The following is a 17,911-nucleotide window of genomic DNA, read 5'->3' as shown; positions in this document are numbered from 1 at the left end:
GCGCCCCGCAGACCGCCCTGCAGGAGGCGCCGTACGCCGCCACGGCGCCGCAAGGTGCCTCGCCCGGCCAGGTCGTCCTCGTCCGCCGACCCGCCCTTCACTCCTGCGGTTACTTCACTACGAGAGAGGACCACGACTGGATCCACTGCTCACGGCCGGCGGCGATTCGGTCAGGCGCGACGGTCTCCGGCCGGTCCACGGTCGCGCCGAACTTCGTGAACAGTTCGGGCAGGGCGACGCCCTTGACCACGGGGTTGACGAACATGTTCAGCGGCATGTCCGCCTGGAACTTCTCGCTGATCAGGAAGTCCAGCAGGGCCTTGCCGCCGGCCACGTTCCTCGCACCGTCGAGCAGCCCCGCGAACTCGGTCTGCCGGAAGCAGGTGCCTGTGGAGACCCCTGTCGGTGCCTCCTGGGGCTGCGGCTTCGCGTACAGCACCTCGACGGGTGGGCTGGAGGCGTACGAGACGACCAGCGGCCGGTCGCCCTTGGCCTTCTTGCCGCCCGCGGAGCCGGAGAAGCTCTCGTTGTACGCCTGCTCCCAGCCGTCGACGACCTGGACACCGTTGGCCTTGAGCTTCTTCCAGTAGTCCTGCCAGCCGTTGTCCCCGTAGTGCGCGACAGTGCCCAGGAGGAAGCCGAGGCCGGGCGAGGACGTCGCGGCATTCTCGGTGACCAGGAGGTTCTTGTACTGGGGCTTGATCAGGTCTTCGAAGGACTGCGGCGACTCAAGCTTCTTGTCCGCAAAATACTTCTTGTCATAATTGATACAGATATCGCCGGTATCGATCGGCGTGACCCGGTGCTTCTCCTTGTCGAGCCGCGCGGTCGAGTTGACCCGGTCCAGCCCCTTCGCCTCGTACGGCGTGAACAGACCGTTGTCGAGGGCGCGGGAGAGCAGGGTGTTGTCGACGCCGAAGAAGACGTCGCCCTGGGGCGATCCCTTGGTGAGGATCTCCTTGTTGAGTGCTTCGCCGGCATCGCCGCTCTTCAGTACCTTGACGGTGTAGCCGGTCTCCTTGGTGAACTCTTTCAGCACCGCGGGGGACGCGTTGAACGAGTCGTGGCTGACGAGGGTGACGGTTTTGGACTGCGCGCCGTCGCTCCTCCCGCCGCCGGACGACGCGGAGCCATCGGAGCCGCCGCAGGCCGCGAGGGTCGCGATGCCGAGTGCCGCGGCGAGCGCCGCGGACGCCGCGTTTCTGACGCCGGTACGGGTACGGATGGTGCCCACTGGTTTTCCTCCTGGGATGTCCAGGAGAAGACGCGGCCCCACCCAGGGCCGGTCGTCTGTACGGACCGGACCTCGGGCAGGGCGCAACAGCTTGAGTGATGTCCGAACTTCCTACCCAGAATGACCTGGGCAAGGTTCAGAGGGTCTGCGACCGCTGCCCGCTCTCACGGACATGTGCCGCACTCTCAGCGCTGTGGCGCTCCCCTGTCGGAAAATATGCAATGCGTTTCGAGCCAAGGTTACCCCCAGGCCGCGCTAGCGCTCCGTGGCGGCCAACTGTCCGCACGCCCCGTCGATCTCCTGACCTCGCGTGTCGCGTACGGTCACCGGCACGCCGTGCGCCGCGATCGCCTCGACGAACTTCTTCTCGTCCTCCGGGCGTGACGCCGTCCACTTCGAGCCCGGCGTCGGATTGAGCGGGATCAGGTTGACGTGTACCCGCTTGCCCTTGAGGAGCCGGCCCAGCCGGTCGCCTCGCCACGCCTGGTCGTTGATGTCACGGATCAGGGCGTACTCGATGGAGATCCGGCGGCCGGACTTCTCCGCGTACTCCCACGCGGCGTCCAGCACCTCCCGCACCTTCCAGCGCGTATTGACCGGAACGAGCGTGTCGCGCAGCTCATCATCGGGGGCGTGCAGGGAGACCGCGAGCCGGCACTTGAAGCCCTCGTCGGCGAAGCGCAGCATCGCGGGCACCAGACCGACCGTGGAGACGGTGATCCCACGCTGCGAGATGCCCAGGCCGTCCGGCTCAGGGTCGGTGAGCCGCCTGATCGCGCCTACGACGCGCTTGTAGTTGGCGAGAGGCTCACCCATGCCCATGAAGACGATGTTGGACAGCCGTGCGGGGCCACCAGGGACCTCGCCGTCGCGCAACGCGCGCATCCCGTCGACGATCTGGTGGACGATCTCCGCAGTGGACAGATTGCGGTCCAGACCTGCCTGTCCGGTCGCACAGAAGGGGCAGTTCATCCCGCAGCCCGCCTGCGACGAGATGCACATGGTGACCCGGTCGGGATAGCGCATCAGTACGGACTCGACGAGCGTGCCGTCGTGCAGCCGCCAGAGCGTCTTACGGGTCGTGTCGTCGTCGCACGAGATGTGTCGCACCACCGACATCAGGTCGGGCAGCAACTCCGTCGCGAGTTTCTGCCGCGCGGCGGCCGGGATGTCCGTCCACTGCTCGGGGTCGTGCGCGTACCGCGCGAAGTAGTGCTGCGACAGTTGCTTGGCGCGGAACGCCTTCTCCCCGATGGCGGCGACGGCCTCGCGGCGCTCGGCGGGGGTGAGGTCGGCGAGATGCCGCGGGGGCTTCTTGGCTCCGCGGGGCGCGACGAAAGTGAGTTCTCCGGGTGCAGGCATGGTCTGTCCAGTGTCGCAGACGACGCCGCGTGGCCTGTTGCCCCGTACGCCGCCACGAGCGACGGGGTACGCCGCCCCCGTGGGCGGCGTACCCCGTCAGAGCGGTCAGGGTCCCGTCAGGACCCCACGAAGAGCACCAGGAGCAGCCAGACGACCGGCGCAGTGGGCAGCAGCGAGTCGAGCCGGTCCATGATCCCGCCATGCCCCGGCAGCAGCGTGCCCATGTCCTTGATCCCGAGGTCACGCTTGATCATGGACTCACCCAGGTCCCCGAGGGTGGCACTGGCCGCAACGGCCAGACCGATCAGCAGCCCCTGCCACCAGGCGCCGCCGTCGATCAGGAACTCCATCAGAAGCGCGCCGGCCACCATGGCGAAGGTGACGGCGCCGCCGAGCCCCTCCCAGGTCTTGCCGGGGCTGATACGCGGCGCGAGCTTGTGCGTACCGAAGCGCCAGCCGACGGCGTACGCGCCGGTGTCGCTGACGACGGTCAGCACGAGGAACATCAGCACACGCTGCGAACCGTCCCCGGCCGTGAGCATCATCGCGACAAAGGTCGCCAGGAACGGCACGTAGAACGCGGCGAAGACCCCCGCGGTGACGTCCTTGAGGTAGCCCTCAGGTGGCTCCGTCATCCGCCAGATCAGCACGGCGAGCGCAGTGAGGGCCATCGCGACCCAGGCGCCCTCCGCGCCGCGCGCGTATCCGGCGACGACCATCGCGGCACCGCCCACGGCCAGCGGTACGAGCGGTGCCTTGATGCCCTTTTTCTCGTCGAGCCGCGAGGTCAGCTCCCACAACCCCACGACCACGGCGATCGCTATGACACCGATGAACACGGCCTTGACGATGAAGAGCGACGCCGCGACCACGGCGCCGAGCCCGACACCGACTCCTATGGCCGCGCGAAGATCACGACCGGCCCGCTTCTTCGGCGGGGACGGCGGGGGGACGGCCATGGGCTCCTGCGGAGTCTCGTCGCGGGCCGGGGGGCCGCCCGGCCGAGCAGCCCCCCGGTCGTCGTTCTGGTCCCCGCCGTTCGCGGGTTCGTCGGGCACGATGGGCATGGGCCGAGTCTGCTGTGCGGAATGCTCATCGTATGCGGGACCCGCCGGGGCAACCCCCTGGTCGGTCGGTCCCCAGTAACCGGCTGTCGGCAAGGCCCCCCGGGAAGAGTCGTTCATCAGACTTCGAGCAGCTCGGCTTCCTTGTGCTTGAGCAGCTCGTCCACCTGCGCGACGTACTTCGCGGTGGTGTCGTCGAGCTCCTTCTCGGCGCGGCGTCCCTCGTCCTCGCCGACCTCGCCGTCCTTGACCAGCTTGTCGATGGTCTCCTTGGCCTTGCGGCGTACGGCGCGAATGGAGATCTTCGAGTCCTCGGCCTTGGTCTTGGCGACCTTGATGAACTCCTTGCGACGGTCCTGGGTCAACTCAGGGAACACCACCCGGATGATGTTGCCGTCGTTGCTCGGGTTGACGCCGAGGTCGGAGTCCCGGATGGCCTGCTCGATGTTGCGCAGCGCGCTCTTGTCGAACGGGGTCACCACGGCCATCCGCGCCTCGGGCACGGCGAACGAGGCGAGCTGGTTGATCGGGGTGAGCGCACCGTAGTAGTCCGCCACGATCTTGTTGAACATCGCCGGATGCGCACGCCCGGTGCGGATCGCGGCGAAGTCGTCTTTGGCGACCAGGACGGCCTTCTCCATCTTCTCCTCGGCCTCGAGGAGGGTCTCTTCGATCACCACTTGCTCCTGCGTGTCTTGAGTGGGCCCGGCATGCTTGCCGGCCGGCGGAACCTGCGTCGCGTCTCGTCCTGCACGGTGTCCGACCGGCAGGGCTCTGTCCATCCCCGTACGGGGCAGCCCGGGATCAGTCCCGGGTGCCCTGGTCGCTCACGAGCGTGCCGATCTTCTCACCCTTGACCGCACGCGCGATATTGCCTTCCTTCAGCAATTCGAAGACAAGGATCGGCAGCCGGTTGTCCTGGCACAGCGTGATCGCGGTCATGTCGGCGACGCGCAGATCGCCGGCGATGACCTCGCTGTATTCGAGCGCGTCGAACTTGACCGCGTCGGGGTTGGTCTTGGGATCGGAGTCGTACACCCCGTCCACGCCGTTCTTGCCCATCAGCAGCGCCTGGGCGTCGATCTCCAGGGCGCGCTGCGCGGCGGTGGTGTCGGTGGAGAAGTACGGCATGCCCATACCGGCGCCGAAGATGACGACGCGGCCCTTCTCCAGGTGGCGTACGGCCCGCAGCGGGATATACGGCTCCGCGACCTGGCCCATGGTGATGGCCGTCTGGACGCGGGAGTCGATGCCTTCCTTCTCCAGGAAGTCCTGAAGGGCCAGGCAGTTCATGACCGTACCGAGCATGCCCATGTAGTCGGAGCGGGCCCGGTCCATGCCGCGCTGCTGGAGTTCGGCGCCGCGGAAGAAGTTCCCGCCGCCGAGGACGACCGCGATCTGGGCGCCGTCGCGGACGACGGCGGCGATCTCGCGGGCGATGGCGTGGACGACGTCGGGATCGACTCCGAGCGCACCTCCGCCGGCGAACGCCTCACCGGACAGCTTCAGCATGAAGCGGCGCTTCGCACCGTCGGCGCTCTTCTCGACGCTCTTGTCGGCCTGTTCCATGGAGATCTCCTCGTGCACATACGAAGAAGGCCATTGCCGGGGTCCTTGCGGTTCCCTGTGCGGCAATGGCCTCCTCGTCAGATCTGCGGTCGCCCGGCCGCCTGCGAAGTAATGCCGTCAGGCACACGCGAGCGACTGCCTCCGACCCTATCGGGGTCTTTGGTTGATCGCGTACGGACTCAGACGCCGACCTTGATGCGCGAGAAGCGCTTCAGGGTGACACCGGCCTCGTCCAGGATCTTCTGAACGGACTTCTTGTTGTCCTTCGCGAAAGCCTGCTCCAGAACGACGTTCTCCTTGAAGAAGCCGTTGACGCGACCCTCGATGATCTTCGGAAGGGCAGCCTCGGGCTTGCCCTCCTCGCGCGAGGTGGCCTCGGCGACGCGGCGCTCCTTCTCGACCGTCTCGGCCGGGACCTCGTCGCGGTTGAGGTACTTCGGCGCGAAGGCGGTGATGTGCTGCGCGACGTCCTTGGCTACCTGGGCGTCTTCCTTGTCCAGCTCGACCAGCACGCCGACCTGCGGCGGGAGGTCGGGCATGGTGCGGTGCATGTACGCGGCCACGTAGCCACCGGTGAACTGCGCGAAGCGGTCCAGGACGATCTTCTCGCCCAGGTTCGCGTTCGCCTCGTCCACGTACGCCTGGACGGTCTTGCCGGCCTCGATCTCGGAGGCGAGCAGGGCGGCCAGGTCAGCCGGGGACGTCGCCGCGACGTGGGCGGCGAGCGTGTTGGCCACGGCCTGGAACTTGTCACCCTTGGCGACGAAGTCCGTCTCACACTTCAGCTCAAGGAGGACGCCGGAGGTCTTGTCGTCGGAGATGAGGGAGACGACAGCGCCATTCTCGGCCGAACGGCCCTCGCGCTTGGCGACGCCCTTCTGGCCCTTGACGCGGAGCGTCTCGACGGCCTTGTCGACACTGCCGTCGGCCTCTTCCAGGGCCTTCTTGCAGTCCATCATGCCGGCGCCGGTGAGCTCACGGAGCTTCTTGACGTCAGCGGCGGTGAAGTTCGCCATGATCTGTAATTCTCTTTCGAAGGTCTGAAAGATCTACGGGTGAACGGCGGGGGCCGATGGGCCCCCGCCGTCAACTGCCGAACCTGGTGAAGGTCAGGCCTGCTCGGTGTCCGCGGCCGGAGCCTCGGTGGCGGGCGCCTCGGCCGGCTTCTCGGCCTCGACGACCGGAGCCTCGGCAGCCGGAGCCTCGGCAGCCGGGGCCTCCGCGGCCGGAGCCTCGGTGGTGACCTCGGCCGGCTTCTCGGCGTCGTCCTTCTTCTCGCCCTCGAGCAGGTCGCGCTCCCACTCGGCGAGGGGCTCGCCGGCGGCCTTCTCGCCCGGCTTGGAGTCACCGGTGGCGACGCCGGAACGGGCGATGAGGCCCTCGGCGACGGCGTCGGCGATCACGCGGGTGAGCAGGGTGACGGAGCGGATCGCGTCGTCGTTGCCCGGGATCTTGTAGTCGACCTCGTCGGGGTCGCAGTTGGTGTCGAGGATCGCGACGACCGGGATGTGGAGCTTGCGCGCCTCACCGACGGCGATGTGCTCCTTCTTGGTGTCGACAATCCAGACGGCGCTGGGCACCTTCTGCATTTCGCGGATACCACCGAGGGTCTTCTCCAGCTTGGCCTTCTCGCGGGAGAGGACCAGCAGCTCCTTCTTGGTGAGGCCGGAGGCGGCCACGTCCTCGAAGTCGATCTGCTCAAGCTCCTTCAGACGCTGAAGGCGCTTGTAGACGGTGGAGAAGTTGGTGAGCATGCCGCCCAGCCAGCGCTGGTTGACGTAGGGCATGCCCACGCGCGTCGCCTGCTCGGCGATAGCTTCCTGCGCCTGCTTCTTCGTACCGACGAACATGATGGAACCGCCGTGGGCGACGGTCTCCTTGACGAACTCGTAAGCGCGGTCGATGTACGACAGCGACTGGAGCAGGTCGATGATGTAGATGCCGTTGCGCTCCGTGAAGATGAAGCGCTTCATCTTCGGGTTCCAACGACGGGTCTGGTGACCGAAGTGGACGCCGCTTTCCAGCAGCTCCCGCATCGTGACGACGGCCATGGCCGTACTCCTTGAGGTACTCGGTTGTCGCGTCCGCCGGACGGCAGTCGCGCCTGACGCCTCGACTGCGCTGTGCCACGGGAAAGCCCGAGACCGAGAAGCGCTGGCATCGGCGCGAAGAGGCCGATGACGAGGCGTGCGAAGTCGACCCGGTGACCCGGATCGCCACAAGAAGTGTACGGGACCTTCGCACCCTCGGGTGACGGCGTTATCCACAACCGGCCAGTTGTCCACAGATCCGGTTCATGATCAGCGCGGTCGCGCCGTTCGGGTCCACGGTGTATCGCATGATCACCCAGCGCGTCACCCGCCGTTCACTGTTCCCGCGCCTGCTCGCCCGTGCCGGAGCGCAGATCCGCAAGCCATCCTTCACCCCCGCCGTCACGCTGGCCCTCACGCTCGTCGTGGGGCTGCTCTGGGCGCCTCACGGCTCCGCCGCCCCTACGCCCGCCCCTGCCGGAACACCCGCGCCCTCCGAGCCCCCTCCCGACCTTCCGTCCGCCGCTCCGCCCGACGTCCCGGACGGCCGCCGGTCCTGGCCGGTGGGCTCGCGGCCCACGGTGCTGCGCGGCTGGCAGCCGCCGGCGACGGGATACGGGCCCGGTCACCGCGGGGTTGACCTCGGGGCGCCCGCAGGTGCCCCCGTACGCGCCGCCGCGTCGGGGCGAGTCTCCTTCGCGGGCCCGGTGGCGGGGCGCGGAGTCGTGTCGATCACCCTGCCCGGCACGGGCCATCCATCTCTGCGTACCACCTACGAACCGGTGGAACCGCTGGTCAGAAAGGGTGACCAGGTCGTCGCGGGCCAAGTGGTCGGGGTACTGGCGGCCGGTCCTTCCCACTGCCCGACGGCCTGCCTCCACTGGGGGCTGCTGCGAGGGGAGACCTATCTGGACCCGCTGTCGCTGCTGCCGCCTGGCCTGCTCCGGCGGGGCCCTGCCCGGCTGCTGCCGGTGCTCGAAGCGCCGGAACCCAAAGCGTCGACCATCACGACCGCGGTTGGGTCAGCGGGGCCGACCAGGCCCGTGGGGCCGGCTCCGGGCGCGATCCCGGGGGCGGTCCCGGCCGGGGGGTACTGCGCCCCGTACGACGCGTACGGGCCGTACGCGCTGTTGCTGCTGGCAGTGGCGGCCCTTGCCTGCCGACCGGGGCGTCGACGTACCGCCGACGATCACGTCAACCACGCATCCGGGCGGGCACGCCGTGCGGTGCGGGGCGTCGTGAGCGCCGCCGGACTCAGCCCCGTACACCACGCAGCGCCATGGACACGGCCGCCTCGGCGATCTCCGGTGGGGCCTCCGCCGCGCCGAGCTCGATACGGCGGACCGCCGCGTCCACCACGCCCTGGAGCAACATCGCCGCCAGCCGGGGCCGCTCGTGGCCCAGTTCGGCCAGGGCTTCGACGATCATGGCGATCAGGCCACCGTGCGCAGCACGGATCTTCTCCCTGGCCCCGGCGTCCAGTTCGCTCGCGGAGATGGCGACGACCGCGCGGTGGCGCCGGTCACCCACCAGGGCGAGCTGCTGCCGTACGTACGCCTCGACCTTAGCCTCGGGGGTGTCCGCGCCGGCCATGGCCGTTTCGACCTCCGCCGCCCAGACCGGAAAGTCGACCGCACACAGCTCCTCCACGACAGCGGCGCGCGAGCGGAAGTATTCGTAGACCGAGGACCTGGCGAGGCCCGTGCGCTCGGCGAGGGCGGGGAAGGTCAGCGCCTCCGTACCGCCTTCGGACAGGAGGGAGCGCGCGGCGTCCAGCAGGGCGCCGCGTTGCATGGTCCGGTGCTCGGCCACGGAGGCCGCTCGAATCCTTGGCACACATCCACTTTACGGATGCGACCGCGACAGCACAGCCTCAGCGTCCGACGTCGGCCAGCTTGGCCCGCAGTTGGAGCACGGATTTTGTGTGGATCTGACTGACCCTGCTCTCGGTCACACCAAGCACATTCCCGATCTCGGCGAGGGTCAGCCCCTCGTAGTAGTAGAGCGTGACCACAGTTTTCTCCCGGTCGGGAAGGGTGTTGATCGCGCGCGCCAGCAACCGTCTCAGCTCACGGTCCTCGGCGACCTCCACCGGATTGTCGGCGGCGGTGTCCTCCAGAGTGTCCATGAGGCTGAGCCGCTCGCCCCCCTCGCCGCCGACATGGAGCAGCTCCTCCAGCGCCACGACGTTCGCCAGGGACAACTGGCTGAAAACCGCATGCAGTTCCTCCAACGCGATGCCCATCTCCGCGGCCACCTCCCCCTCGGTGGGGGTACGCCTGAGCTGGGCTTCCAGAGTGGCGTAGGCGCGCTCGACGGCTCGCGCCTTCTGCCGTACGGAGCGCGGGATCCAGTCCAGTGCCCGGAGTTCGTCGATCATGGCCCCGCGGATCCGGGTGATCGCGTAGGTCTCGAACTTGATCGACCGCTCGATGTCGAACTTCTCGATCGCGTCGATGAGTCCGAAGACCCCGGAGGAGACGAAGTCCGCCTGCTCGACGTTGGCGGGCAGGCCGACGCTGACCCGGCCCGCGACATACTTCACCAGCGGCGAGTAGTGGAGGATGAGCTGTTCACGCAGCCGGCTGTCGCCCGTGCTCTTGTAGGACCGCCACAGCTCGTTGAGTGACGAGGGCGCGGGGGAACGCACGGCGCTCCGGGCAGCCGGGGGCGCTGCCGCGCGGTCAGACCCGGAGGTGTGCTGGGGCATGCGTCGCCTTGAGCCGTTCTGCCGTGAAGTGCGGGGGACATCTCGCTGGACCGGAGTCCAGGTGAGCGTAGCGTGACTGGAGCATCGCGCTGCGCGAGGAGTGGACGACCGAGTCCACTCCGGTGGATGCCGTCGGCCACACATTCGATCGGGCGCCGCCCCCGCCAGGTCCTGTCCGGGCACCGGCCTGACGGGAGTCGCCGACAGCGGTTCGAGGATCATCGCTCTCACCCTTTCACCCGAATGCTCCAGATCAAGCACCGCCTCGCCGCGCGAGGGTCTCCTGCGTGGTCCGGGAGGCCAACTGCCATCGGTCGCCGTGCCGTTCGACGAACCCCAACGAGTGGAGTTCGTACAGCCTGCCGAGCGTCTCGTCCGCCGTCGTTCCGGCAACCCGCGCGATCTCCCGCCCGTCGGCGGCGCCCCGGGCCGGCAGCGCCTCAAGGACCCGGGCGCTGACCGGATCGAGGAGATCCCTGGGGAGCACAGGGCCCCTGCGGGCCGGGGCCAGGTCTCCTATGTCTCCGACGAGTTCGACCACTTCGGCAGCGTCCGTGACCAGCACGCCTTCGCCGCGCAGCAGTTCGTGCACCCCGGCGGAGAGCCCGCTGGTCGCGGGTCCTGGAACGCCCATCGTGAAGCGGCCGAGCCGCTGTGCGCAGCGCGCCGTGACGAGGGAGCCGCTGCGGTACTCCGCCTCCACCACGACGGTCCCCCGGGTGAGCGCGGCGATGACGCGGTTGCGCAGCACGAACCTGCTGCGGGTCGGATGGTCACCCGGCGGTAATTCGCCGATGACCAGGCCCTGTTCTGCGATCCGGCCGACCAACTCGGCGTGGCCCGGCGGGTAGACCACGTCAACACCGCAGGCGAGCACGGCGACGGTCGCCCCGTCGGCCGCCAGGGCGCCGCGGTGGGCCGCCCCGTCGACGCCGAACGCGGCCCCCGAGGTCACCACCCAGCCGCGCTCGGCGAGACCGGAGCTGAGAGACGCCGCCATATGTGCCCCGTACGGAGTACACGCCCGGGCCCCGACGACCGCGACGGAGCGCAGGGACCAGATCCGCAGATCCGGCCGGCCGCGGATCCACAGGCCGATGGGCCGGGCCGGGCCGAGGTCGTCGAGCTGGCTGGGCCACTCCGCATCGCCGGGACAGACGAACCGGCCGCCGACCGCGGTGATCGCCGACAGATCGCGCTCGGGCACGGCCCGCGCCGCTCGGGCACGGTAGCCGTCGAGCCGCCGCTCGGTGGCTCCGGCGAGCTGCCCGCGTACGGTGTCCCGCGCACCGGCCGACGAGCCGAACAGGTCCAGCAGTCCGGCGGCACCGAACGTGCGCAGCCACCGGCCGCCCTGTTCGTCGCCCGGTTCGAGGACACGGGTGAGCGCGGCGCGCGCCAGTCGCTCCTGGGGGCCTACGGCCGTCATGAGACGCCTCCCGCCGCGGCCTTGGCGCCCCGGGCGATGCCCGTGCGCAGTTGCAGGGCGAGGTCGACGTGACAGGCTTCCGGCCGGTCGCACCCGGCGAGGTCCGCGACCGTCCATGCCACTCTCAGGACCCGGTCGATCCCACGTGCGGTGAGCAGCCCGCGCTCCAGGTCCCGTTCCGCCGCTCCGAGCGCTCCGGAGGCGACGGGCCAGCGGGTCCGCAGCTCATGTCCGGGAACCTCGCTGTTGACCGACCAGGGCGTGCCGTCCAGCCGGGCCGCTGACCGCGCCCTGGCCTCCCGCACCCGTGCGGTGACCGCCGCCGTCGACTCGCTCCGGCCGCCCTGTCCGAGGAGATCCGCCCGGCTGACCGGCTGGACATTCACCCGCAGGTCGACGCGGTCGAGAAGCGGACCGGAGAGCCGTGACTGGTAGCGGCGGATCACCGCGGGCGGGCACTCGCATCCGGCGCCGTTCAGGGTGTGCCGTCCACAGGGGCAGGGGTTGGCCGCGAGAACCATCAGGAAGCGCGCCGGCAGCCGCACCACCCCCGCACTGCGCGCCACGACCACATGGCCCGATTCCAGGGGCTGCCGTAGGGCGTCCAGCGCCCGTCCGGAGAATTCTGGCGCTTCGTCCAGAAAAAGCACGCCGCGGTGGGCCAACGAGACCGCGCCGGGCCGTGGCAGCCCGTTCCCGCCGCCGACCAGTGACTGCATCGTCGCCGAGTGGTGCGGTGCGCAGTACGGCGGCGTGTGCACCAGCGGTTCGCCCGGTGGGAGGATCCCCGCGACCGAGTGGACCGCGGTGACCTCCAGGGATTCCTTTTCGGTCAGCGGCGGCAGAACGGCGGGCAGGCGCTCGGCGAGCATGGTCTTGCCCGCGCCCGGCGGCCCCTGGAGCAGCAGATGATGTCCGCCCGCCGCGGATACCTCGAGCGCGGTGCGGGCGGCGGCCTGGCCCGCCACGTCCGCGAGGTCCGGTCGGTGGCCACCACCCGCCGCGCCTGTGGCGAGACCGGTACCCACTCCGGCTCCGGGCACCGTCAGCCCCGCCAGCATGGCGTCAGGACGGCCCTGCGCAGGCTCCTGCGGCTCGTCCGGAACCGCCCCGCCGGTGAGTACGGCGATGAGCTGGCGCAGGCTCCGTACCCCGAGTACGGAGACTCCCGGCACGAGCGACGCCTCGCCCGCGGTCTGCTCGGGGACAACGACCTGGCGATATCCGGTCTCGGCCGCCGCGAGCACCGCGGGCAGCACCCCGCGCACCGGGCGGACCCGTCCGTCCAGGCCCAGCTCCCCGATGAGCACCAGGTCGGCGATCACCTTGGGATCGATGCGCTCGGCCGCGCCGAGGACGGAGCAGGCCACCGCGAGATCGAAGCCGCTGCCGCTCTTGGGTACGGAGGCGGGGCTGAGCCCCACCGTGAGCTTCTTCTGCGGCCACTCCTCGCCGGAGTTGACGATGGCGGCCCTGACCCGGTCGCGGCTCTCCACCAGGCTCTTGTCCGGCAGCCCGACCAGGGTGAAGGCGGCCACGCCGGGCTCCAGGTCGGCCTGGACCTCGACGACCACACCCTCGACGCCCACCAGGGCGACCGAACAGGCACGTGCGAATCCCATCAGGCCACCCCCCGCGCGTGCTCGACCTCGGGAGCGCCCCGCCGGGGCAGTACCACCCCGACCAGGTCGATCCGTACGCCGCCGGGCGGCGGGCCGCCGTGCCGGTCCAGCCAGCAGGCGGCGAGCCGCCTCAGCCGATCGGCCTTCTCCGGCGTGACCGCGGCCATCGGATGTTCGAACGCACCCACTGTGCGCGTCTTGACCTCACAGACGACCAGCGTCTCCCGGCCCTGCGTGTCACTGTCCCGGGCGACGATGTCGATCTCACCCGTCCTGCCGCACCGCCAATTGCGGGCCAGCACGATCATCCCCGCCGCGACCAGTCGCCGCGCCGCGAGATTCTCGCCGTACCTTCCCAGTGCCCCCGTCGCGTTCATCTCGGCACCACCTCCGGCACCGACTCTGACGCGATCTCCCGATCCGGGTGGATCTTGGTGGAAAACTCATCGAGTGTGGATAACTCGGCCACCCGTCCGAGTGATATCCGAGTCTTCAACGCCGAGGGCCGGGCTCATCATCCGACGAGCCGACCTCACCCGTTTCAGCCGCCGGGCAGTTCGAGATCGCTCTTGTTCAGCTCCTCGATATTCACGTCCTTGAACGTGAGTACCCGCACCTGCTTGACGAAGCGGGCCGGCCTGTACATGTCCCAGACCCAGGCATCCGCCATGGTGACCTCGAAAAACACCTCACCCTGAACTGAGTGCACCTGCATCTCGTAGTCGTTGGTGAGATAGAAACGACGCTCGGTCTCGATCACGTATTTGAACAGACCGACGACATCGCGGTACTCCCGGTAGAGCTTCAGCTCCATCTCGGTCTCGTACTTTTCGAGGTCCTCGGCGCTCATGGCATGTTCCCCTTCAGCCGTACGTGCCCCTATTGTGCTCCGGCCCCCGCGCCGCTAGACGTGCTCGGGCGCGAGGTCCACCGGCGCGCCCGGGGGACCCTCGTCGAGCAGCGTGCGCAGCAGCTCGGCGAGCCTGGTCGGATACACCGTCTCACGCGCCGCCGACAGTTCGGCGGAGGTCCACCACCTCAGCCCCGCGACGCTGCGTCGTTCCAGGTCGGTGAGGTCACCGAGGGAGGCCTCGGTCCGCGGCGTACGTGCCAGGAAGTACCACTCGTCCTGATCCCAGCGGAGGCCGTCGAACGGGAAGGAGCAGAGACGGCGCCACAGCACGGGCCCCAGCTCCACCTGTGTGATCCCCGTCTCCTCCGCCAGCTCGCGCAGCGCGGCCTCCTCGCGGCTCTCGTCGGCCTCCAGGCCTCCGCCGGGTGTGAACCACCATTGGCGGGCTGGATCGCTCGGCTCGTACCCGTGCATCAGCAGAATGCGGTCCTCGGGGTCGAGCAGCACCACCCGCGCCACTTTCCTGAACGGGCGCGCCTCCGCGTCGGCCTCTGCCCCGCACCGGTCGTCAGGCGACATGTGCGGACGCTCCGTCCCCACGGGTGTCGCTCCGGCGCCTCTTCGAGATCAGCTGCACGACCGGCCCGTACGCCGCGCCCCCGAAGATCAGGAGCGCACCGCCCACCACGGCCGCGACGAGCGGTTCCAGCGGTCCGGGAGCGGACACGCCGCCCGGCAGCGCGGCGAAGGCCGCGGGCCGCCCGATCATGCCGCCCAGCGGCCAGGCCACGGCGTCCACGCGCGCGTCCACCGCCGTGCGCGGCACCGAGCCCTGCGTGGGGTCCTGGAGGTGGACGCGGGAGTCCAGCGATCCGCTGCGCTCGTCGCCGAGCAGGAAGAGCTGCCCCTCAGGCACGGTCGCGTCGAAATCGGTCAGGGAGGCCCGTCCGCCGAGCATGCCCCGCACGTAGGGCTCCTCGACCGGTTTGCCGTTGACGGTCAGCCGGCCGGAGGCGTCGCAGCAGGAGATCGTGTCACCGCCGACGCCGACCACACGCTTGACCATCGGCAGGTCACCCCACTCGGAGTCGGTGAAGACGACCACGTCCCCACGGCGTACGTCGCCGCCGGAGATCCGCTGGGCCAGCACCCGGTCCCCCGCCTTCACGGTCGGGTCCATCGAGTTGGTGGGCACGGTGTACGGCCGGTACTCGACCGCCGCCCAGACGAACCCTCCGAGGAAGAGCACACAGCCGACGGCCACGGCCAGCCCCGACAGCACACTGTCGAGGCGGCCGTGGCCGCTGTTCTTACGTTCTGTTGTGCTCATCCCAGCACTCCCCCCGTTCGGAGAACGATCTGGGATGGCACCCTACCCGGCGGTACTCCGGCGGGTCAGCCTCCTTCTGCGCCACAGCACGATCGGCGCAGCTCCGGCCAGGGCGAGCGCCCCCGGGGTCGCGGCCGCCGCAACGGAGGCCGCCGTATTCAGCCCGGACTGGTCGAACGTGCCGGGCACCGGGAGCAGCGACCACCGGTTGACCGGCCAGGCGACGACGAAGGCGCGGCCCACGACTTTCGAGTTCTCGACCGTACCGTTACCGGGAAGCTCCTGGTGGTAGCGGGAGTCCAGCGAATTCTGCCGGTGGTCACCCATCACCCAGATGCTGCCCTTGGGCACGTTGATCGGGCCGAAGGGCTCGTCGTCACAGGGGGTGTTGCCCGGGTAGATGTAGTCCGTCTCGTTCAGCGCGTGGCCGTTGACGTGAACCTTTCCGCCCTTTTTGCATTCCACCGTGTCGCCGCCGACCGCGATGACCCGCTTGATCAGGTCCTTCTCGTCGGAGGACGGCATCAGCCCGATGAGGCCGAGGGCCCGCTGCACCACGTTCGGTTCGGGGGTCTCGGCGCCGTCAAGCCAGCCGCCCGGGTCGTTGAAGACGACGACCTCTCCGCGCTGCGGTTCGGACCCGAACCATGGTGTGAGCTTGTCCACCAGCACCCGGTCGCCGCGCTGCAGCGTGTCCTGCATCGAGTCCGAGGGGATCGAGAACGCCTGGACCAGGAAAGCCTTGATCAGGAAGGCGAGAAGAAGCGCGATCCCGATCAGGAGGGGCAGTTCCTTCCAGAAGGAACGCGGCTTCTTCGGCGCTGTCGCGCCGTCTCCGTCCGGTCCGTCCCCGCCGTCGCCCCGCCGTTCCGCCGGCTCGTCCGTCACGTCTTCGGGCGACTCGGCGAGCTGCTCGCGTCCCTCCTCGGGATCGTCGTGTCCGGATCGTGCGCCGACCGCCACATCCCCCACATCCACTCCTTACTCCGCGCGAATACTCTGTGTGATCGCCTGTCCCGAAGGAGGGACAGGCCCACCACTCCCATAACGAGCGGGAGTTCCGCAGGGGTCGGGAGCCGGACCAATCCGTTTCGATCCTGGGAAGACAGACTATTCGACGGTCCGGCCGCCGTGGTCGGCGCGGCACGCGCGTCGGGTACGGAAGCGAAGGTCGACCGCTGCTCCAGTCCGCTCCAGTGGTCGAGCGGCCAGGCGATGACGACCGCGCGGCCCACAACCCCGGCCTCGGAGACCGTCCCGCTGTACTCCTCCTGGAGATGGAAGCGGGAATCGGCTGAATTGGAGCGGTGGTCGCCCATGACGAAGATGCGTCCGGCGGGGACCTGCACCTCGAAGGGGATCGTGGAGGGCGCGTTGCCGGGGTTCAGGTACTGCTCGGTGAGGGGCATGCCGTTGACGGTCACCTTGCCGTTGACGTCACAGCACTTGACGGTGTCACCGCCGACCGCGACGACCCGCTTGATCAGGTCCTTGTCGTCGGCGGACGGCAGCAGCCCGATCGCGGACAGCCCTTCCTTGAGCTGCTTGACCACCACTGGGGAGTTGTCCGGCTGGGGCTGCTCGTCCTGGAGCCAGTTACCCGGGTCCTTGAAGACCACGACGTCGCCGCGCTGCGGCTTGGAGCCGAACCAGGGGGTCAGTTTGTCCACCAGCACCCGGTCGCTGATCCTGATCGTCTGCTCCATGGATCCCGAAGGGATCACGAAAGCTTGCACCAGGAACGTCTTGAGTACGACGGCGATCAAGAGCGCCACCGTGATCAGCAGCGGGATCTCCTTGGCCGCGGACCTGCTGCGGCGCCGCTTCACCTTCCTGGCGAGTTTGCGCCGCTCCGCCCGGCCCGGCAGCGCCCGCCCGGTGGTGGGCCTGGAGCCGGTCGGCAGTCTGGTGTCGTATCCGTGATTCGCAGGTCGTCCACGCTTACCCATGGGCCCCGCTCCCCGGCCCCGAGACCTCACGGAAGGCGTCGGTGTGCTCCAGGACGGACCAGCGGCCCATGGGCCAGCCGATCCAGTCCGCCCTACCGATCACTCTCTCCACGGGCACCATCCCGCCTCCCGGCTCTCCGAGATGATCCCGGGAGTCACGCGAATTACTGCGATGATCGCCCATCACCCACAGGGTTCCGTCGGGTACGACGATGTCGAAAGGCACGCGGGAGGGCGCGTCGCCGGCGTACACGTACCGCTCGTCAACGGCCCGGCCGTTCACCTCGACCCTGCCCCCCTTGTCGCAGCAGACCACACGGTCACCCCCCACACCGACCACGCGCTTGACGAAATCGGTCTCGGCGGGCTCGGCGAGACCGAGGGCCGCGGCCGCCCCGTGCAGCAGCCAGGTGACGGGGTTCTCGCGGGGCGGCTCCTGTACGAAGGACCCGGTGCCGTCGAAGACGATCACGTCACCACGCTGCGGCGCGGTACCGGAACGGTACGCCAACTTGTTGACGAGTACGCGGTCCCCGACGCGGAGGGTGGGTTCCATCGAGCCACTGGGGATCAGAAATGGCTGGAGTACGAATGCGCTGAAGAACAGCACGAAGACCGTGCAGAAGAGGCCGAGGAGCCCCGTACGGCGCCAGGAGAGCCACGATCTCTCCGCCGTGTCCCGGGCCCCCCTGCCGAGCCGGGGAGAACGCGAGAAGCGCGACCGCTCTTCCGCCCCCGTGGGGGTATCGGAAGAGCGGT

18 protein-coding genes, 1 pseudogene and 1 riboswitch are annotated in these 17,911 nt (G+C 69.2%); of the genes and pseudogenes, 1 reads left to right on the top strand and 18 read right to left on the bottom strand.

Annotated elements, in window-relative coordinates:
* Window positions 1–109: 109 nt before the first annotated feature.
* The 7 genes from ACFXPL_RS27960 to rpsB all read right to left on the bottom strand — a co-directional run bounded on the left by ACFXPL_RS27960 (window position 110) and on the right by rpsB (window position 7,280).
* Window positions 110–1,234, bottom strand: a complete 1,125-nt coding sequence (locus ACFXPL_RS27960) for a thiamine ABC transporter substrate binding subunit (RefSeq protein WP_384924719.1) — start codon at window positions 1,232–1,234, stop codon at window positions 110–112.
* A gap of 90 nt (window positions 1,235–1,324) precedes the next feature.
* Window positions 1,325–1,450, bottom strand: a riboswitch (TPP riboswitch).
* Between the two features lie 39 nt (window positions 1,451–1,489).
* A complete protein-coding gene (rlmN, locus tag ACFXPL_RS27955; protein WP_384924717.1) occupies window positions 1,490–2,596 on the bottom strand; it encodes a 23S rRNA (adenine(2503)-C(2))-methyltransferase RlmN in 1,107 nt (368 codons plus the stop codon).
* Between the two features lie 116 nt (window positions 2,597–2,712).
* Window positions 2,713–3,780: a phosphatidate cytidylyltransferase gene (locus ACFXPL_RS27950; protein WP_384924715.1), complete on the bottom strand. Its 1,068-nt coding sequence runs from the start codon at window positions 3,778–3,780 to the stop codon at window positions 2,713–2,715.
* Entirely contained in the window at window positions 3,780–4,337 is a 558-nt protein-coding gene (gene frr / locus ACFXPL_RS27945) for a ribosome recycling factor (RefSeq protein WP_046499668.1), read from the bottom strand. Before frr ends, ACFXPL_RS27950 begins: the two co-directional genes overlap by 1 nt.
* A 127-nt stretch (window positions 4,338–4,464) precedes the next feature.
* Window positions 4,465–5,229, bottom strand: a complete 765-nt coding sequence (gene pyrH, locus ACFXPL_RS27940) for a UMP kinase (protein ID WP_384924713.1) — start codon at window positions 5,227–5,229, stop codon at window positions 4,465–4,467.
* Window positions 5,230–5,408: 179 nt separating this feature from the next.
* Entirely contained in the window at window positions 5,409–6,245 is an 837-nt protein-coding gene (gene tsf, locus ACFXPL_RS27935) for a translation elongation factor Ts (protein WP_384924711.1), read from the bottom strand.
* 93 nt (window positions 6,246–6,338) lie between these two features.
* A complete protein-coding gene (gene rpsB / locus ACFXPL_RS27930; protein ID WP_384924709.1) occupies window positions 6,339–7,280 on the bottom strand; it encodes a 30S ribosomal protein S2 in 942 nt (313 codons plus the stop codon).
* A gap of 287 nt (window positions 7,281–7,567) precedes the next feature.
* On the opposite strand from rpsB, the pseudogene ACFXPL_RS27925 reads away from it, so the two are divergent.
* Window positions 7,568–8,251, top strand: a pseudogene (locus tag ACFXPL_RS27925) (peptidoglycan DD-metalloendopeptidase family protein); the annotation flags it as partial.
* A 262-nt stretch (window positions 8,252–8,513) separates the two neighbouring features.
* Here the strand turns inward: ACFXPL_RS27925 and ACFXPL_RS27920 are convergent.
* The 11 genes from ACFXPL_RS27920 to lepB (ACFXPL_RS27870) form a co-directional block, all read right to left on the bottom strand.
* Window positions 8,514–9,053 (bottom strand): TetR/AcrR family transcriptional regulator, encoded by a 540-nt coding sequence (locus ACFXPL_RS27920; RefSeq protein WP_384924761.1) that lies wholly within the window; start codon window positions 9,051–9,053, stop codon window positions 8,514–8,516.
* A 79-nt stretch (window positions 9,054–9,132) separates the two neighbouring features.
* Window positions 9,133–9,969, bottom strand: coding sequence for an RNA polymerase sigma factor WhiG (whiG, locus tag ACFXPL_RS27915; RefSeq protein ID WP_384924707.1), 837 nt, complete (start codon window positions 9,967–9,969; stop codon window positions 9,133–9,135).
* A gap of 253 nt (window positions 9,970–10,222) precedes the next feature.
* Entirely contained in the window at window positions 10,223–11,398 is a 1,176-nt protein-coding gene (gene dprA / locus ACFXPL_RS27910; protein WP_384924705.1) for a DNA-processing protein DprA, read from the bottom strand.
* Window positions 11,395–13,020 carry a YifB family Mg chelatase-like AAA ATPase gene (locus ACFXPL_RS27905; RefSeq protein WP_384924703.1) on the bottom strand — a complete coding sequence of 542 codons (1,626 nt, stop codon included), beginning with the start codon at window positions 13,018–13,020 and terminating at the stop codon, window positions 11,395–11,397. Before ACFXPL_RS27905 ends, dprA begins: the two co-directional genes overlap by 4 nt.
* Window positions 13,020–13,397 carry a YraN family protein gene (locus ACFXPL_RS27900; RefSeq protein WP_384924701.1) on the bottom strand — a complete coding sequence of 126 codons (378 nt, stop codon included), beginning with the start codon at window positions 13,395–13,397 and terminating at the stop codon, window positions 13,020–13,022. Before ACFXPL_RS27900 ends, ACFXPL_RS27905 begins: the two co-directional genes overlap by 1 nt.
* A 164-nt stretch (window positions 13,398–13,561) precedes the next feature.
* The gene (locus tag ACFXPL_RS27895) at window positions 13,562–13,870 is read right to left on the bottom strand and encodes a DUF2469 domain-containing protein (protein WP_014675276.1); all 309 of its coding nucleotides are present in this window, start codon (window positions 13,868–13,870) and stop codon (window positions 13,562–13,564) included.
* Window positions 13,871–13,924: 54 nt separating this feature from the next.
* Complete coding sequence (locus ACFXPL_RS27890) at window positions 13,925–14,452, bottom strand: NUDIX hydrolase (RefSeq protein ID WP_384924699.1); 528 nt, start codon at window positions 14,450–14,452, stop codon at window positions 13,925–13,927.
* Window positions 14,442–15,203 carry a signal peptidase I gene (gene lepB, locus ACFXPL_RS27885; protein ID WP_384924697.1) on the bottom strand — a complete coding sequence of 254 codons (762 nt, stop codon included), beginning with the start codon at window positions 15,201–15,203 and terminating at the stop codon, window positions 14,442–14,444. The genes ACFXPL_RS27890 and lepB (ACFXPL_RS27885) overlap by 11 nt, the downstream gene beginning before the upstream one ends.
* 42 nt (window positions 15,204–15,245) lie before the next feature.
* Complete coding sequence (lepB, locus tag ACFXPL_RS27880) at window positions 15,246–16,166, bottom strand: signal peptidase I (RefSeq protein ID WP_384924759.1); 921 nt, start codon at window positions 16,164–16,166, stop codon at window positions 15,246–15,248.
* Complete coding sequence (gene lepB / locus ACFXPL_RS27875) at window positions 16,088–17,152, bottom strand: signal peptidase I (protein WP_384924695.1); 1,065 nt, start codon at window positions 17,150–17,152, stop codon at window positions 16,088–16,090. Before lepB (ACFXPL_RS27875) ends, lepB (ACFXPL_RS27880) begins: the two co-directional genes overlap by 79 nt.
* Window positions 17,145–17,911 (bottom strand): signal peptidase I (lepB, locus tag ACFXPL_RS27870; RefSeq protein WP_384924693.1); only part of this gene is annotated, 767 nt, incomplete at its 5' end. The genes lepB (ACFXPL_RS27875) and lepB (ACFXPL_RS27870), both read right to left, overlap by 8 nt.

It is taken from the genome of Streptomyces sp. NPDC059092 (genome assembly GCF_042756365.1).
In the GTDB taxonomy this organism is placed as follows: domain Bacteria; phylum Actinomycetota; class Actinomycetes; order Streptomycetales; family Streptomycetaceae; genus Streptomyces.
This window is presented reverse-complemented; position numbering and strand designations above follow the sequence as displayed.

Bases quoted from the DNA above. Each gene is read 5' to 3' on its own strand.
- ACFXPL_RS27950 (WP_384924715.1), bottom strand. From the start codon at position 3,780: ATGAACGACTCTTCCCGGGGGGCCTTGCCGACAGCCGGTTACTGGGGA.
- ACFXPL_RS27900 (WP_384924701.1), bottom strand. From the start codon at position 13,397: ATGAACGCGACGGGGGCACTGGGAAGGTACGGCGAGAATCTCGCGGCG.
- pyrH (WP_384924713.1), bottom strand. From the start codon at position 5,229: ATGGAACAGGCCGACAAGAGCGTCGAGAAGAGCGCCGACGGTGCGAAG.
- whiG (WP_384924707.1), bottom strand. From the start codon at position 9,969: ATGCCCCAGCACACCTCCGGGTCTGACCGCGCGGCAGCGCCCCCGGCT.
- lepB (WP_384924697.1), bottom strand. From the start codon at position 15,203: ATGAGCACAACAGAACGTAAGAACAGCGGCCACGGCCGCCTCGACAGT.
- ACFXPL_RS27905 (WP_384924703.1), bottom strand. From the start codon at position 13,020: ATGGGATTCGCACGTGCCTGTTCGGTCGCCCTGGTGGGCGTCGAGGGT.
- rpsB (WP_384924709.1), bottom strand. From the start codon at position 7,280: ATGGCCGTCGTCACGATGCGGGAGCTGCTGGAAAGCGGCGTCCACTTC.
- ACFXPL_RS27890 (WP_384924699.1), bottom strand. From the start codon at position 14,452: ATGTCGCCTGACGACCGGTGCGGGGCAGAGGCCGACGCGGAGGCGCGC.
- rlmN (WP_384924717.1), bottom strand. From the start codon at position 2,596: ATGCCTGCACCCGGAGAACTCACTTTCGTCGCGCCCCGCGGAGCCAAG.
- lepB (WP_384924695.1), bottom strand. From the start codon at position 17,152: ATGGGTAAGCGTGGACGACCTGCGAATCACGGATACGACACCAGACTG.
- ACFXPL_RS27920 (WP_384924761.1), bottom strand. From the start codon at position 9,053: ATGCAACGCGGCGCCCTGCTGGACGCCGCGCGCTCCCTCCTGTCCGAA.
- ACFXPL_RS27895 (WP_014675276.1), bottom strand. From the start codon at position 13,870: ATGAGCGCCGAGGACCTCGAAAAGTACGAGACCGAGATGGAGCTGAAG.
- dprA (WP_384924705.1), bottom strand. From the start codon at position 11,398: ATGACGGCCGTAGGCCCCCAGGAGCGACTGGCGCGCGCCGCGCTCACC.
- tsf (WP_384924711.1), bottom strand. From the start codon at position 6,245: ATGGCGAACTTCACCGCCGCTGACGTCAAGAAGCTCCGTGAGCTCACC.